This window comes from Microbacterium xanthum (assembly GCF_034531355.1).
Taxonomy (GTDB): domain Bacteria; phylum Actinomycetota; class Actinomycetes; order Actinomycetales; family Microbacteriaceae; genus Microbacterium; species Microbacterium xanthum.
On record NZ_JAWHUE010000001.1, the window covers coordinates 901035 to 915972 of the forward strand.

Genomic DNA, 14938 nt, shown 5'->3' on the forward strand with positions numbered 1-14938 from the left:
CATTTCTCGGGGTTGAGGGTCTGTCTCACCGTGTCATCGCCGGCGGGATCATGCGAGGGGGGTGACCCGGCTCGACCCGCGACCTACACTGGCGGTACGCTCCTCCATCGCCGATCGGAGCCGGATGTCCTCTGCGTGGTCGCGCCAGCGCGGGGTCTCACCCGAGACGTCCCGCCTGCTCATCGAACGTGCCCACGAGGAGCTCGTGGCCGGCAACCCCGGCGACACCCGCCTCGCCGACGTGCGACCGCTGGTGCGCGATTCCTGGGAACGCTCGCTGGCCTCCCTCGTCGGTGCCGAAGGCCTCCCTCCGATGGACCTCTCCCCCGAAGAGCTCGAGGAATACCGTCGCGCGCACCCGCTGGCGACCGTGATGGACATGGTTCGCGGGCTGCTGCTTCCGGGCGAGGCGGCTGCCTCGGGGGTCGTCGTCGCCGTCGGCGACGCGTCGGGTCGCCTGCTCTGGGTCGAGGGCGATCACGACATCCGTCATCGCACCGGCGACATGGGCTTCGTGGAGGGGGCGAACTGGTCGGAGGATGCCGTGGGCACCGCCGCCCCCGGCACGGCGCTGCGGCTGGACCGCTCGGTGCAGATCCACGGGGCGGAGCACTACAACCGCCTGGTGCAACCGTGGTCGTGCACGGCGGCGCCTTTGCATGATCCCGAGACGCGGCGACTGCTGGGCGTGATCGATGTGACCGGCGGCGTCGAGGCCGTCACCCCGCAGGCGCAGCTGCTCGTGGATGCGACCGCGCGCGCGATCGAGAGCGAACTGCTCGTGGCGCGGCTGCGGCAGCGGACCGAGACACCGGCCCCGCGTCGGACGCGGCGCACCCCCGTCCGCGCCATGCTCCGCGTGCTCGGCCGCGACCGGGCGGTGCTGGAGACCGGAGACCCGGCCGACCCCACCGCGTCGGTGGAACTGAGCGCGCGCCATGCCGAGATCCTCCTCATGCTCGCCACCCATCGCGCGGGCCTGTCCGCCGGCGCACTGGGCGAGCTCGTGTACGGCGACGGTGCGACGGACACCCTGCGGCCCGAGATGGTGCGACTGCGCAAAGTGCTCGAGGCCGTGGCGCCCTCGCTCGTGCCGGCGTCACGCCCGTACCGGCTCACGGTCGATCTCGACACCGACGCGCAGCACGTCGTCTCCCTCCTCGACCGTGGCGCCCACCGCGTCGCGCTCGCCGCCTACGTCGGCACGGTGCTGCCGGACTCGGTGGCTCCGGGAGTGGAGCAGCTGCGAGCCTCTGTCAGCGCGGCACTGCGCGAAGCGCTCATCGAAGACGCCGGGGTCGACGTGCTCCTGGCCTACGCCGAGACCGAGGAGGGCGTCGAGGACGCCGAGGTGCTCCGCATGTGCCTCGAGATGCTCCCGGCGCGTTCGCCCAAACGCGCCGGTCTCGTCGCGCGCCTCGACCGTCTGACGCCCTGACGCGCGGCCCGACGCTGCCGTCGCAACCGAATGCAACGTTGCGCGGCCTACCGTCGACGACACGTTGCGACAGCGTCCGTCGCGCAGCCAGTCGAAGGAGACAGGACTATGACCATCGTCGAAGAAGGCGTCTCGAGCGTCTACGCCGCCCCCGGTCAGCGAGGATCCCTCGCCGATTACCGTTCCCGCTACGGCCACTACATCGGTGGAGAGTTCGTCGAGCCCGTGAAGGGCCAGTACTTCGAGAACATCTCCCCCGTCAACGGAAAACCGTTCTGCGAGGTCGGCCGCGGCACCGTCGAAGACATCGACCGGGCCGTGGAGGTCGCGTGGAAGGCGTTCGAGTCGTGGAAGCGCACGACTCCCGCCGAACGCGCCGTCGTGCTCAACAAGATCGCCGACCGCATCGAGCAGAACCTCGAGATGATCGCCGTCGCCGAGACGTGGGAGAACGGCAAGCCGGTCCGCGAGACGCTCGCCGCCGACATCCCGCTCGCCGTCGATCACTTCCGCTACTTCGCCGGCGTGCTCCGCGCGCAGGAGGGGTCGCTCAGCCAGCTCGACGAGAACACCGTCGCGTACCACTTCAACGAGCCGCTGGGTGTCGTCGGCCAGATCATCCCGTGGAACTTCCCCATCCTCATGGCCACGTGGAAGCTCGCCCCGGCGCTCGCCGCCGGCAACTGTGTGGTGCTGAAGCCGGCCGAGCAGACGCCCGCATCCATCCTGTTCCTGTTCGACATCATCGGCGACCTGCTGCCGGCCGGTGTCGTGAACATCGTCAACGGGTTCGGCATCGAAGCCGGGGCCCCGCTCGCGCAGCACAAGCGCATCCGAAAGGTCGCCTTCACGGGCGAGACCACCACCGGGCGCCTGATCATGCAATACGCCTCGCAGAACCTCATCCCCGTGACCCTCGAGCTCGGGGGCAAGTCCGCGAACGTGTTCTTCGAAGACGTCGCGCAGAGCACCGAAGACGCCTACTACGACAAGGCGCTCGAGGGCTTCACGATGTTCGCCCTCAACCAGGGCGAGGTGTGCACGTGTCCCTCGCGCGGGCTCATCCAGCGGTCGATCTACGACCGGTTCCTCGGTGACAGCCTCGACCGGGTCGGCAAGATCACGCAGGGCAATCCGCTCGACCCCGACACGATGATCGGCGCGCAGGCCTCGAACGACCAGCTCGAGAAGATCCTCAGCTACATCGACATCGGCAAGGCCGGTGGCGCGAAGCTGCTCACCGGGGGCGAGCGGGTCGACCTCGGCGGCGACCTCAGCGAGGGCTACTACGTCGCCCCGACCGTGTTCGAGGGGTCGAACGACATGCGCATCTTCCAGGAGGAGATCTTCGGACCGGTCGTCTCGGTGACCTCGTTCGACGACTTCGACGATGCCATCTCGATCGCCAACGACACCCTCTACGGCCTCGGCGCCGGGGTGTGGAGCCGATCCGGCGACACCGCCTACAAGGCCGGCCGTGCCATCGAGGCCGGTCGCGTGTGGACGAACACGTACCACCAGTACCCCGCGCACGCCGCGTTCGGCGGGTACAAGCAGTCCGGCATCGGTCGCGAGAACCACCTGAAGATGCTCGACCACTACCAGCAGACGAAGAACCTGCTGGTCTCGTACGCGGAAGGCGCGATGGGCTTCTTCTGAGTCACCCTCGCCACGACGGGTGAGCCCTAACTCAGGCTGAAGGCAGGTGGGCGGCCGGTTCGGTGTCCGAATCCGGCTCCCCAGCCTGAGTAAGGGCTCACCCCACCCCGGTCACACATCCCGAAGGACAGGAGAAGGCGATGGCAGAGACGACGACGTACAGCCGGGTGGCGGTGACCGACGAGGCCGCGGGGCTGCTGCGCGAGCTGACGGGCACGCACGGCCCGCTGATGTTCCACCAGTCGGGCGGATGCTGCGACGGCAGCGCCCCCATGTGCTACCCCGTCGGGATGTTCCTCACCGGCCCCTCGGACGTCCATCTCGGATCCCTCCACGTGGGCCTGGACGACCCCATCGAGGTGTACATCTCCGAAGCCCAGTTCGAGTACTGGAAGTACACGCACATCACCATCGACGCGGTCCCCGGGCGCGGGGCGGGGTTCAGCGTCGAGGGGCCCACGGGCAAGCGGTTCATCATCCGGTCGCGGATGCTGACCCCGCCCGAGCTGGAGGCATTCGGCCTGGGGCCGGCGGCCACGTGACCCTTGCGGATGCCGCACACGCCTGCGCTACCGTGTGCGCATGGGTGAGGCCGCACCGTCCCGTGACACGCGGGCGCTTCCCAGCGCGGAACGTCTGAAGGCGTTCACCGACGCGGTCGTCGCGATCGCGATGACGTTGCTCATCCTGCCGCTCATGGAAAGCGTGAGCGACGCCGGGTCCGAGCACGGGTCACTGGCGGCATGGTTCGTGGACGAGTGGCCGGCGCTGCTGGCGTTCGGGCTCAGTTTCGTCCTCATCGCGAACTTCTGGCTCGTGCACCACCGCCTGTTCGCCCCGGTCGAGCGTGTGGACGGCGCCGTCCTGTGGCTCACGGTGCTGTGGATGTTCACGATCGTGTGGATGCCGGTGGCGACGGCCATCACGACCGCGTTCGCCGAGGGGGCCCTGCAGCTCGTCGTCTACATCGGCAACTTGACGACGACCTCGGCTGTGCTCGGATTCACCCGCCTCTATCTCTCACGGCATCCCGAGCTGCGCCGGCAGCCGGCGGTGTCGATGCGGGAAGAACTGGTCGACGGATGGGTCGTGACCGCCCTGTTCGTGGTCGCCCTCGTGGTGAGCATCATCGTCCCCGCCATCGGGTACGGCGCCCTGTTCCTGCTGGTCCTCGGTCCGCTCATCGGTCGCGTCTTGCGCCGCCGCCGCGCCTGAGTGATCGGTCAGAGAACCCGCGTCGATTTGCCCCGCGCCACCGGCGGGTGCCTACCGTGGAGGCACACGACGGAAGGGAGTGGTGTGTTCCTCACCACCGACGACGACAACCTCGGCGAGAACGTGACGGAGGCCCTGCAGGAGGGTTGGCGCACGTGGACCGGGTTCAGCATGGCTCTCGCGATCGCGGTGGGCATCGCGATCGGCATCGCGATCGTGGTGGCGATCATCCTCTCCCTCGTCGGCCGGCGGATGCCGTGGGCGCACGATCTTCATCAGCGACTCGCGTGGCCGTTCCGCACGACCATCCTGATCATCTCGATCTTCGTCGCGACCATCGCCCTGCCCGGGGACGATCTGCGGACCGGGGTGCAGCACGTCCTGGGCATCTCGCTCATCGCGTCGTCGGCGTGGCTGCTCGCGCAGGTGTTCCTCTTCTTCGTCGACAGCGGCACCAAGCGCTACAAGCTGACCGAGAGCGAGAGTTTCTCGGCACGGAAGGCCCGCACGCAGCTGCAGATCATCCGGCGCCTCGTGGTGGCGGTGATCGTCATCTTCGCGCTCGGCGCGATCCTCATGACCTTCGATCAGGTGCGCGCTGTCGGGGCCAGTGTGCTCGCCTCGGCCGGTGTCGCATCCATCGTCGCCGGTCTCGCGGCCCAGTCGATCCTCGGAAACCTGTTCGCCGGGGTGCAGCTGGCCTTCAGCGAAGCGATCCGCGTCGGCGATGTCGTGGTCGTCCAGGGCGAGTGGGGCAAGATCCGCGAGATCACCCTCAGCTACGTCGTGCTCGAGGTGTGGGATCAGCGCACCCTCGTGCTGCCGTGCACCTACTTCACCACCACCCCGTTCGAGAACTGGACCAAGCTCGGCAAGGCTCTGCTGGGAACGGTGTACTTCGACCTGGACTGGCGGGTCGATGTGGATGCGATGCGCAAGGAGCTCGACCGGGTCCTCGCCGAAACCGACCTGTGGGACGGTGTGGGCAGCGGCGTCGTGGTCACCGACGCGGTGGGTGGACTGCTGCAGGTGCGGATCATGGTCAGTGCGGCGGATTCGGACAAGATGTGGTCGTTGCGCTGCCTGGTGCGCGAGAAGCTCGCGGTGTGGGTGCGCAACGAGTTCCCCGAGGCACTTCCCCTGCAGCGCGTGCGGATGGATGACCAGCGCGCGGTCAGCGCGCCGACGCCCGCGGGTGAGCTCAACGCCCGCGACGGTTCCGGACCGGGGGCGGCGCTACCAGGCGAAAAGCAGGGGTAGCACCCACGTCAGCGCCCACCAGCCCACGATGATCGCGATGAGGATGATCGTCGACCGGCGCACCCCGGTGCTCAACCGCCGGCCCGGCGGGGCGACGCCGGGAGGGGGTCCGAGGACCCCGGGCGGCGCGTCGAAGGGGGTGGCCGCGTGAACGGCGGTGTGCCCTGCCGCCGCCGGGGCACCCGGGGCATCCGAGGGCTCGGCGACGACGGAGGCGGGCATCGCCGCGGGATCGGTCGCCGACGCGCTCTCTGACGGACCCGTCGGGCCCGGGTGAGACGAGGAGGTCGCGGCCGCCCGAAGCCGGTCGTCGCGCCACCGCTCCCACTGGGCGAGCTTGTCGAGCATCGCCGCGACCGCTCCGAACAACCATGCCCAGCTCGCCGGGTCGAGGGTCACGGCCTCGCGCTTGGTGTAGAAGAACAGCCAGTCGTCGACGATCTCGACATCCAGTGCCGCGGCGCTGTCGATGAATCTCGCCATGATGTCGGGCGTGAACAGGTAGAGCGCATCGCTTTCGTACCCGCGCGGGCAGAACAGCGAGAAGTAGCGGTCGAAGTCGCCCTCGAGGCTGAGCCGCTGCTCTTTGCGGTACGACATCGGCAGGTTCGAACCGAACAGCCCGTTGTTGCTCGTCGCGTCGAGCACGATGTGCGGGAGGGGGATGTCGAGCTTGACCGCGACGTACCCCCAGCGGTGGGTGGTGCGGTTCTTGCCGCTCCCGGTGCTGTAGCGGTAGTTGCCGAACTCCACGAAGCGCGGCCGCTCGCCGCGCACCACGTCGGTGGACCGCCGTGACGAACCGTGCCGGAAGATCATTCCCGGCAGGGGCGGTGAGGCGATCCCCGGCAGGTAGCGCAGCCGATTGGCCCGCGCGAACGCGTCGAGCCGGTAGCGGCGTTCGCGGGTGCCCCGCCACGCGCCGAAGAATCCGAGACCGAGCGCGACCGCGACGCCGAAGAACGCCAGGGCGGGTACCGCGATCACCAGCAGCGCCCACCAGCCGATCTGCGAGCCGAGCCCGACGGCGATCGCGATGAACATGGTGAAGAAGACGGGCGTCACCACGAGGGCGATCACGGCGAAGGCGAGCACCGTGCCGATCCGGCCGGCGTTCCACCCCGACCCCACCGCCTGCCGCATCGCGTGGGCGTGCGCCCGGACGGCCGCGGGGTCGACGGGGCCGGTGAGAGGTCGTGCGTCGAACGACATGGCGCCCACGCTACTCAGGATGCGTGCGGGGCACGGTGCGCACCGCAGCCGAGGACGGATTCGGCCGCCACGTCGACATCCGGTACCATGGGAGGGTTGTCTGCGCGCCGCACCATGCCGCGTGTCGTGACAACGTGCAACACACCCTCCTGCTGATGGGAAATGCCCGTCAGCCGTTCTAGTCCGAAGGAGGTGGGTAAGTGACGCATCAGTACGAACTCATGGTGATCCTGGACCCCGAGGTCGACGAGCGCCAGGTCGGCCCGAACCTCGACAAGTTCCTGAAGGTCATCACCAACGATGGTGGCTCGATCGACAACGTCGACATCTGGGGCCGCCGCCGTCTGGCTTACGAGATCCAGAAGAAGACCGAGGGCATCTACGCCGTCGTCAACTTCACCGCGTCGAGCGAGGCCACGTCGGAGCTCGACCGTCAGCTGAAGCTCGACGAGCGCATCATGCGCACCAAGGTCCTGCGCGCTGAGGAAGCGATCGCTCTGGTCGCCGCCGAGCAGAAGCGCTCCGAGGAGAAGGCCGCCCGCAAGGCTGCCGCTCCCGCGAAGGCCAAGAAGGACGCGTAACGCTCATGGCCGGTGAGACCGTCATCACCGTCGTCGGCAACCTGACCGCCGACCCGGAGCTGCGCTACACGCAGAACGGACTTCCCGTCGCGAACTTCACGATCGCGTCGACGCCGCGCACCTTCGACCGCCAGGCGAACGAGTGGAAGGACGGCGAAGCGCTGTTCCTCCGCGCGTCCTGCTGGCGCGACTTCGCCGAGCACGTCGCCGGTTCGATGACCAAGGGCATGCGCGTCATCGCCCAGGGTCGTCTGCGCCAGCGGTCCTACCAGGACCGCGAGGGCAACAACCGCACCGCGATCGAGCTCGAGGTCGACGAGATCGGCCCGTCGCTGCGCTACGCGACCGCCCAGGTCACCCGCACGCAGGGTGGCGGCGGCGGAGGCGGCGGCGGACAGTCCCGTCCGCAGGTGTCGGATGAGCCGTGGTCGACCCCCGGGTCGAACCAGGGCGGCGCCGACGCATGGAGCGCTCCCGGTACCTCGTACGGCGACGACACGCCGTTCTGATCGAGTACCGCAACCTGACTCAGATTCACACGTAAAGGAAAACCATGGCTGGAAAGTCGAGCGGCGACCGCCGCAAGCCGCGGAAGGGCGCGAAGAACGCCGCTCCCGCGAAGTCGATCCGCGTGGGCGTCATCGATTACAAGGACGTCGCCACGCTTCGCAAGTTCATCTCCGAGCGCGGCAAGATCCGTGCCCGTCGTATCACCGGTGTCTCGGTGCAGGAGCAGCGTCTGATCGCCAAGGCGATCAAGAACGCGCGCGAAATGGCGCTCCTGCCTTACGCCGGCGCTGGCCGCTAAGGAGTATCTGATGGCAAAGCTGATTCTCACGAGCGAGGTCTCCGGGCTGGGTAGCGCCGGTGACGTTGTCGAGGTCAAGAACGGGTACGCCCGCAACTTCCTCATTCCCCAGGGTTTCGCAGTGGCATGGAGCCGCGGTGGCGAGAAGCAGGTCGCGTCGATCCGCGCTGCTCGTGACGCCCGCGCGATCCACGACCACGAAGAGGCCGTGGCGCTGAAGACGGCCCTCGAGGCCGCCACCGTCAAGCTGTCGGTCAAGGCCGGCGCTGAGGGTCGCCTGTTCGGTTCGGTCAAGACCACCGACGTGGCCAACGCCGTCAAGGACGCCGGTCTCGGCGACCTCGACAAGCGCAAGATCCACATCACGTCGCCGATCAAGTCGGTCGGCGAGCACGAGGCCACGGTTCGTCTGCGCGACGACCTGACCGCCGTGATCGCCCTCCAGGTGGTCGCCGCCAAGTAAGGCTGTTTCGGGCCTCGCCCGAGCACCGCGGATGCCGCGGTCCCGTTTCGGGGCCGCGGCATCCGCTTTTGTGCGGGTGGAGCGGGTCAGGTCAGCTGATCGACGTCCGGCGACGTGCCAGCACGAGGCCGGCGAGGAGCATCAGCAGGCCGAAACCTGCCGCCCAGCCGGCGACATGCCCGCCCGTGGCGGCCAGGACCGCCGTGGTACCCGCCGCGGCCGGCATCGCCGTCACCGTGACCGGGCTACCCGACGACGCCGGGGTCACCGGAGTCGAGGGTGTCGTCGGGCCGGCCGGCGTACCGGGATCGATGGGCGTCCCGGGGTCGGTCGGGTCCGTCGGCTCGGTCGGGTCGGTCGGGTCGGTCGGGTCGGTCGGGTCGGTCGGTTCCGTCGGGTCGGTCGGGTCGGTCGGGTCGGTCGGGTCCGTCGGGTCGCCGGGCGTACCCGGCGTCGTCGGCGAGGTCGTCTCCGAGTCGCCGATCACCGAGATGGCGTTCCCCCCGATCGTGATCGGCAGCTCGATCGGCAGCAGCACCCGGGTGCCGCCGAGGATCGAGTCCGAACCGCCGGTGGTGCTGTCTCCCCCGTTCGAACCGCCCCCGTTGCCGGTGGTGGCGTTGGTCGATTCGCTGTCGCCGATGACGGAGATGGCGTTGCCGCCGATCGTCACGGGTGCCGCGATGGGTGCGATGACCTGGGTGCCGCCGAGGAGGCTGTCGTCTCCGGTGGTGGTGCCGGTGGTCTCGCTGCCGTGTCCGCCGTTGCCGGTGGTGGCGTCGGTGGACTGGCTGTCGCCGATGACGGAGATGCCGTTACCGCCGACAGTGACGGGCGCTTCGACCGGAGCGATGACCTGGGTTCCGCCGAGGAGGCTGTCGTCTCCGGTAGTGGCACCGGTGGTCTCGCTGCCGTGTCCCCCGCTGTTGCCGGTGGTGGCGTCGGTGGATTCGCTGTCGCCGATGACGGAGATGCCGTTGCCGCCGACCGTCACGGGCGCCTCGACCGGAGCGACGACCTGGGTGCCACCGGCGACGCTGTCGTCTCCCGACGTGTTCGCCGCGGTGTCGTCTCCACTGGTGCCGCTTCCGGTGGTGCCCGTGGAGGCATCCGTCGACTCACTGTCGCCGAGCACCGAGATGGCGTTGCCGCTCACGGTGACCGGCGCGTCGACCGACACGACACCCTGGGTGCCGCCCGCCACGCTGTCATCCCCCGAGGTGGAGGCCTCAGGTGCCGAACCCGACGAGCCACCCGACGAGGTGTGCGCCCCGTCGGAGTGGCTGTCGCCGGCGACCGAGACGGCGTTGCCCGAGACGGTGATCGGCACCTCGACGGTGACGATCGCCTGCGACCCGGATGCGGCGCCGTCGCTGCCGGAGGTGGAGGCCTCCGGGGTGGGAGCCGGTGCGGGCGCCTGGGTGTCGGCACCCTCCGAGTGCGAGTCGCCGAGCACCGAGATTGCGTTTCCGCTCACCGTGATGGGTGCGTCGACGTCGACGAGGGCCTGGGTGCCCGAGAGCAGCCCGTCTTCTCCGGATGTGTCGGCGGCCTGGGCGACCCCGGCACCGAGGAGGGAGATTCCTCCTCCGATGAGCGCGCCCCACAGGGCACGCTTGACGATGGTGTGCATTTCAAAGACTCCTTGAGTGAGGTATCGACAGCACGCCGGATGGCGTGCCGGATCATCTGCCGCACGCAGAACGGTGCGGCTCGATACCGTCAGTCAGGAGTCGAGTCGGTGTCGTAGACCGGCGCTCCGGGCAGAGCGTCGTCGACGTGGGAGCGGGGCGGGCCCGCGAGAAGAAGGCTGCGCCAGGTGTCGCCGAGCATGCCGGCCGGCGGCTGCGCCGCGGATGCTGCCGCGAGGCTCCCGTTCCCGGCGGCGCCGGGGGTGCCGGCGGGGGCCCCGTGCGGACTCAGCAGGCGGGTGGCGGCGGCGCCGGCGATCGCGGCGGCGCCCATGGCGGTGGCGAGCGCCGAGGGCGCCCACGAGCCGTTCTGCGCCCACCAGGCCGCCGCCATCGCGGCAGCGACCGTGGTCACGGCCGCTGAGGTCTCTTCCGCGGTGATGCCGGCGGCGATGAGTGCCGGGGCGTCCACCGACGGTGCGGGAACGGCCGGGATCACCGGGGTGTCGAGTTCGGGGATCACGACCACGGGCGGCACCGGGTCGGCGACGATGTCTCCGACGACGACGGTGCCGACGGTCGAGTCGATCACCGTCGCGGTGTCGTCGATGGCCTCACCGAGGCCGATGCCCTCGGCGACGTCTCCGACGATCGGCACGTCTGAAACGAGGTCGACGACGGGGCTGGTGACGCTCGAGACGGGGCCTGAGCTCACAACGGTCTCGACGGTGTCTGCGACCTCCCCGGCGCCGCCGTCGACGGTGCTGGTGGCGGTGTTGACGGTCTGCTTCACGGTCTCGACGACCGGGGCGACGACGTCGGGAGCGGCCTCGGTCACAGGTGCGACGACCTTCGCGACGGGGGCCGGGGCGTGTGTGGCGACCGGTTCGGCGACGGTCTCGACGACCGGTGCCACGACGGTCGCGGCCGTGTCGAGGGTCGTCTCCGCGACCTCGTCGACCGCGCCCGTCGCGCCCTCGACGACCGACGTGGCCGCGCCGAGCAGGCCTCCGTCGTCGTCTTCTGCGGCGCCGGCCGAGGGAGTGTGCAGCAGGATCGCGGCGGCAGTCCAGAGCAAGCCGAGGCCGAGCGCGAACAGCAGAAGGCGCTGCGCGTGCGTCAGCATCCGAGCTGTCGTCTCGCGCATCGACCTCACCCCCTTCGCGTCATCCCTGCTCCCCCCGGAGCGGTGTTTCCCGTGCGTTGGGATGCCGCGGTGTGGGTCGAAATGTACTCCTGGGGGCGCACGCTGTAAAGACCTGTGGTTGCGGAATCCGCCCTGGCGTTCAGTTGCGGAAATCACCGATCTGTGCACAGACGGCGTCGCGACGGGCAACTCTCAACAGGAACTTCAAACACAATCTCTATCCACAGCCGGTGGATAAAGGAACCCCAGGTAAAGCCGGATAAAAAAGTTCCGACTCTCCACAGTTCGGAGAGTTTTCCACAGCTGTTGTTCACACCCGTCCCCGAGTTGTTCTCATCCTGTCCACAGAGTTATCCACAGGGCATTTTGCACCTGGGGAATCGTGTCTCTACCGTGAAGGTCTGCCCATGGGGGTGGGCGTGGAGTCGTCGGCGCCGACGGCCGTGTCGGGGGTTCGTGCTCCCATCGAGACACGGGAGCGGACGCTGATCCGTTCGTCATGCCACCCGACGCGAGCGCTGTGCGTGCGCGCGTCACCGGGGGTGCCGACGTCAACCAGAAGGGACGCCCGTGTCGATCGCCGACATCTCACCCGACCGACTCGGTGCACCCCGCGAGAACGAGCGCACCCCGCCGCACGACTTCCTCGCCGAGCAGAGCGCCCTGGGCGGAATGCTGCTGTCGAAGGATGCCGTCGCCGACGTCATCGAGACCCTCCGCGGCACCGATTTCTACGTGCCCAAGCACGAGCTGATCTTCGAGGCCATCCTCAGCCTTTACTCGCACGGTGAGCCCACCGACGTGGTCGCCGTCACCGACGAGCTCATCAAGACCGGTGAGCTGCAGCGGGCCGGCGGCGCCGACTACCTGCACACCCTGACCTCGATCGTGCCGACGGCGGCCAACGCCGGCTATTACGCGTCGATCGTCGCCGAGCGCGCGCTGCTGCGCCGGTTGGTGGATGCGGGAACCCGCATCGTGCAGATGGGGTATGAGGGCCAGGGCGACCCGCTCGACCTGGTCAACAACGCCCAGGCCGAGATCTACAACGTCTCGGGCGATGACACCACCGAGGACTACGTTCCGCTGACGATCGCGGTCGACGCGGCGGTGGAGGAGATCGAGGCCGCGCGCGGTCGAGACGGTCAGATGACCGGCATCCCGACCGGGTTCTCCGGTCTCGACCAGCTCACCAACGGCCTGCACCCCGGGCAGATGATCATCATCGCCGCCCGTCCCGCGATGGGTAAGTCCACGCTCGCGCTCGACTTCGCCCGCGCCGCGGCGATCAAGCACGACATGCCGACGATCTTCTTCTCCCTCGAGATGGGTCGAAGCGAGATCGCGATGCGTCTCATGAGCGCCGAGGGCGCGATCCCCCTCCAGTCGATGCGCAAGGGAACCCTCGACAACCGCGACTGGACGACTATCGCCGCCACCCGAGGCAAGATCAACGACGCCCCGCTCTACATCGACGACAGCCCCAACATGACCCTCGTCGAGATCCGCGCGAAGTGCCGACGGCTCAAGCAGCGGGCGGGCCTGAAGATGGTCGTCATCGACTACCTGCAGCTGATGACCAGCGGTAAGCGCGTCGAGTCGCGCCAGCAGGAGGTCAGTGAGTTCTCGCGTGCACTGAAGCTGCTCGCGAAGGAACTCGGTGTGCCGGTGATCGCGCTGTCGCAGCTGAACCGTGGTCCGGAGCAGCGTCAGGACAAAAAGCCCGCCCTGAGCGACCTGCGTGAATCGGGATCGATCGAGCAGGACGCCGACATGGTGGTGCTGCTGCATCGCGAGGCCGCCTATGAGAAGGACAGCCCCCGCGCCGGCGAGGCCGACCTGATCGTCGCCAAGCACCGAAACGGCCCCACCGACACCATCACCGTCGCCTTCCAGGGCCACTTCTCCCGGTTTACGGACATGGCCCCCGAGGTCTGACGCAGCGCCGCGACGCATGCGCGCAAAGGCCCCGGCAAGTGAGAATCCATCCGCGCGGGTCTTATGAGAATCCGATCCCTTGATGCGGTGACGTCGGAATTGAAGCGCGTCCGATCGAGAGAACGCTCGTTGAGCGACCGGCTTCCGGTCTCCGCGGTTGCCGATGTTGCTCATAACTCAAGAGGGTGAAATTATGAGTAACGAGGTTTCTCATAAGGACTCGGAGGGCGATTATGACGACATCATCGAGTGCTGTCGGTTGGCCCTCGCTGGACTGGGAGCCGCAGACGTGGGTGCCGAGCACGATCTGGGGAGCGGATGCTGAACGCACCGCCCGGGGGGCGACGTACCGGTCGACCGTCCCGGCTGCGATCGCGCAGCTTGGGCCGGTTCCCTCACCGGAAGCGGCTGCCGCGGCAGATGTTGCCGCACGGGAACTGAGTCGGCTCGATGCCGAGCTGGGCGGACGCGTCGCTGCATTCGCGCCTGTGTTGCTGCGGTCGGAGGCCGCGTCGTCGTCGCAGATCGAGAACATCACCGCATCCGCTCGCGCGATCTTCAGTGCAGAACTCGGAGCGAAAACAAGCCGCAACGCGGAAATGGTCACCGCCAACACCCGCGCGATGACCGCAGCGATCGAACTCGCAGACGACGTCACGCCTGACTCGATTGCACGGATGCATGAAGTGCTGATGGCCGGGCAGTCGCGCCACACGCCGGGACAGTGGCGTGATGAAGCGGTCTGGATCGGCACACGCAGTGACAGCCCGATTGGGGCCGAGTTCGTCGCGCCGCACCACTCGCGAATCGAAGCGCTGATCGAGGACGTGACGGCGTTCGCGCGACGAGCGGACATCGCTCCGCTCGTCCAGGTCGCCGTCGCGCATGCCCAGTTCGAAACGATCCACCCGTTCACCGACGGCAACGGCCGCACGGGCCGCGCTCTGGCGCAGTCGCTGATGCGGCACCGGCGGGTGACGCTGAACGTCGCCGTGCCCGTGTCTGCTGGCCTGCTCGCCGACGTCGAGGGATACCACCACGCGCTCACCGCGTACCGCGAGGGCGATATCTCACCCATCGTGTCGGCATTCGCGGGCGCCGCAATGCGGGCGGTCGGCAACACCCGCGAACTCGTCGCGGAACTGGATGAGATCCGCATGGGCTGGGACCGGCGCCTCACGGTTCGACGGTCGAGCAACGCCTGGAAGCTATTGGACGTGCTCGTCCGGCGCCCAGTGCTCACGTCAGCAGCAGCTGCAGCCGAGCTAGAGGTTCAGCAGCCGAACATCTACCCACCGCTCACCGCGCTCGTCGACGCCGGCATTCTGAAGTCGAAGGCCGAACACGGACTCGGCCCATTCTGGAGCAGCGACGAAGTCCTCGCTGCCATCGACCGGTTCGCGCAACGCGCGGGACGCCGGGAAGCCCGCTGACTCGAGGGGCCCGCGCACACCATCCGCTTGCGAACGCGCTGAGCGCGACCGTCGGGGACGACCTCAAGGTTGACCCAGCCCACGCATTCCGTTTCGCGCGCGCCACTGCGCGCAGGAGGATCCCGGGGATCCATCCCAGGTGCGCCTGCGCGC

Annotated in this window: 14 protein-coding genes; 11 read left to right on the forward strand and 3 right to left on the reverse strand. The window is 68.6% G+C overall.

The window, feature by feature from the left end:
- The first annotated feature begins 124 nt into the window (after nucleotides 1-124).
- From RZO50_RS04320 to RZO50_RS04340, 5 genes are all read left to right on the forward strand, one after another.
- Nucleotides 125-1438, forward strand: coding sequence for a GAF domain-containing protein (locus tag RZO50_RS04320; protein ID WP_322598448.1), 1314 nt, complete (start codon nucleotides 125-127; stop codon nucleotides 1436-1438).
- Between the two features lie 108 nt (nucleotides 1439-1546).
- Nucleotides 1547-3097: an acetaldehyde dehydrogenase ExaC gene (gene exaC / locus RZO50_RS04325; RefSeq protein WP_322598449.1), complete on the forward strand. Its 1551-nt coding sequence runs from the start codon at nucleotides 1547-1549 to the stop codon at nucleotides 3095-3097.
- Nucleotides 3098-3237: 140 nt separating this feature from the next.
- On the forward strand, nucleotides 3238-3639 hold the full coding sequence (locus RZO50_RS04330; protein WP_322598450.1) for a DUF779 domain-containing protein: 402 nt from the start codon (nucleotides 3238-3240) through the stop codon (nucleotides 3637-3639).
- Between the two features lie 40 nt (nucleotides 3640-3679).
- Entirely contained in the window at nucleotides 3680-4312 is a 633-nt protein-coding gene (locus RZO50_RS04335) for a TMEM175 family protein (RefSeq protein WP_322598451.1), read from the forward strand.
- 84 nt (nucleotides 4313-4396) lie between these two features.
- Nucleotides 4397-5572 (forward strand): mechanosensitive ion channel family protein, encoded by a 1176-nt coding sequence (locus tag RZO50_RS04340; protein WP_322598452.1) that lies wholly within the window; start codon nucleotides 4397-4399, stop codon nucleotides 5570-5572.
- Here the strand turns inward: RZO50_RS04340 and RZO50_RS04345 are convergent.
- A complete protein-coding gene (locus RZO50_RS04345) occupies nucleotides 5549-6784 on the reverse strand; it encodes a hypothetical protein (RefSeq protein ID WP_322598453.1) in 1236 nt (411 codons plus the stop codon). The two genes, RZO50_RS04340 and RZO50_RS04345, sit on opposite strands and share 24 nt — an antisense overlap.
- Before the next feature lie 200 nt (nucleotides 6785-6984).
- Here RZO50_RS04345 and rpsF point away from each other — a divergent pair, with 200 nt between their 5' ends.
- Genes rpsF through rplI form a run of 4 tightly spaced genes read left to right on the forward strand, consistent with a single transcriptional unit; the run spans nucleotide 6985 to nucleotide 8636 of the window.
- Complete coding sequence (gene rpsF, locus RZO50_RS04350; RefSeq protein WP_322598454.1) at nucleotides 6985-7365, forward strand: 30S ribosomal protein S6; 381 nt, start codon at nucleotides 6985-6987, stop codon at nucleotides 7363-7365.
- A gap of 5 nt (nucleotides 7366-7370) precedes the next feature.
- Entirely contained in the window at nucleotides 7371-7874 is a 504-nt protein-coding gene (locus RZO50_RS04355) for a single-stranded DNA-binding protein (RefSeq protein WP_194384110.1), read from the forward strand.
- A gap of 44 nt (nucleotides 7875-7918) precedes the next feature.
- The gene (gene rpsR, locus RZO50_RS04360) at nucleotides 7919-8173 is read left to right on the forward strand and encodes a 30S ribosomal protein S18 (RefSeq protein ID WP_040168021.1); all 255 of its coding nucleotides are present in this window, start codon (nucleotides 7919-7921) and stop codon (nucleotides 8171-8173) included.
- Between the two features lie 10 nt (nucleotides 8174-8183).
- Nucleotides 8184-8636, forward strand: a complete 453-nt coding sequence (gene rplI / locus RZO50_RS04365; protein WP_322598455.1) for a 50S ribosomal protein L9 — start codon at nucleotides 8184-8186, stop codon at nucleotides 8634-8636.
- A gap of 91 nt (nucleotides 8637-8727) precedes the next feature.
- Here the strand turns inward: rplI and RZO50_RS04370 are convergent, their stop codons facing one another.
- Together RZO50_RS04370 and RZO50_RS04375 are read right to left on the reverse strand one after the other, a co-directional pair.
- Nucleotides 8728-10269 (reverse strand): LPXTG cell wall anchor domain-containing protein, encoded by a 1542-nt coding sequence (locus RZO50_RS04370; protein WP_322598456.1) that lies wholly within the window; start codon nucleotides 10267-10269, stop codon nucleotides 8728-8730.
- Nucleotides 10270-10358: 89 nt separating this feature from the next.
- Nucleotides 10359-11414 (reverse strand): hypothetical protein, encoded by a 1056-nt coding sequence (locus RZO50_RS04375; RefSeq protein ID WP_322598457.1) that lies wholly within the window; start codon nucleotides 11412-11414, stop codon nucleotides 10359-10361.
- Between the two features lie 570 nt (nucleotides 11415-11984).
- Between RZO50_RS04375 and dnaB the strand changes: the two genes are divergently transcribed.
- Entirely contained in the window at nucleotides 11985-13352 is a 1368-nt protein-coding gene (dnaB, locus tag RZO50_RS04380) for a replicative DNA helicase (protein ID WP_322598458.1), read from the forward strand.
- Nucleotides 13353-13645: 293 nt separating this feature from the next.
- Nucleotides 13646-14785, forward strand: coding sequence for a Fic family protein (locus tag RZO50_RS04385; protein WP_322598459.1), 1140 nt, complete (start codon nucleotides 13646-13648; stop codon nucleotides 14783-14785).
- Nucleotides 14786-14938: the final 153 nt, after the last annotated feature.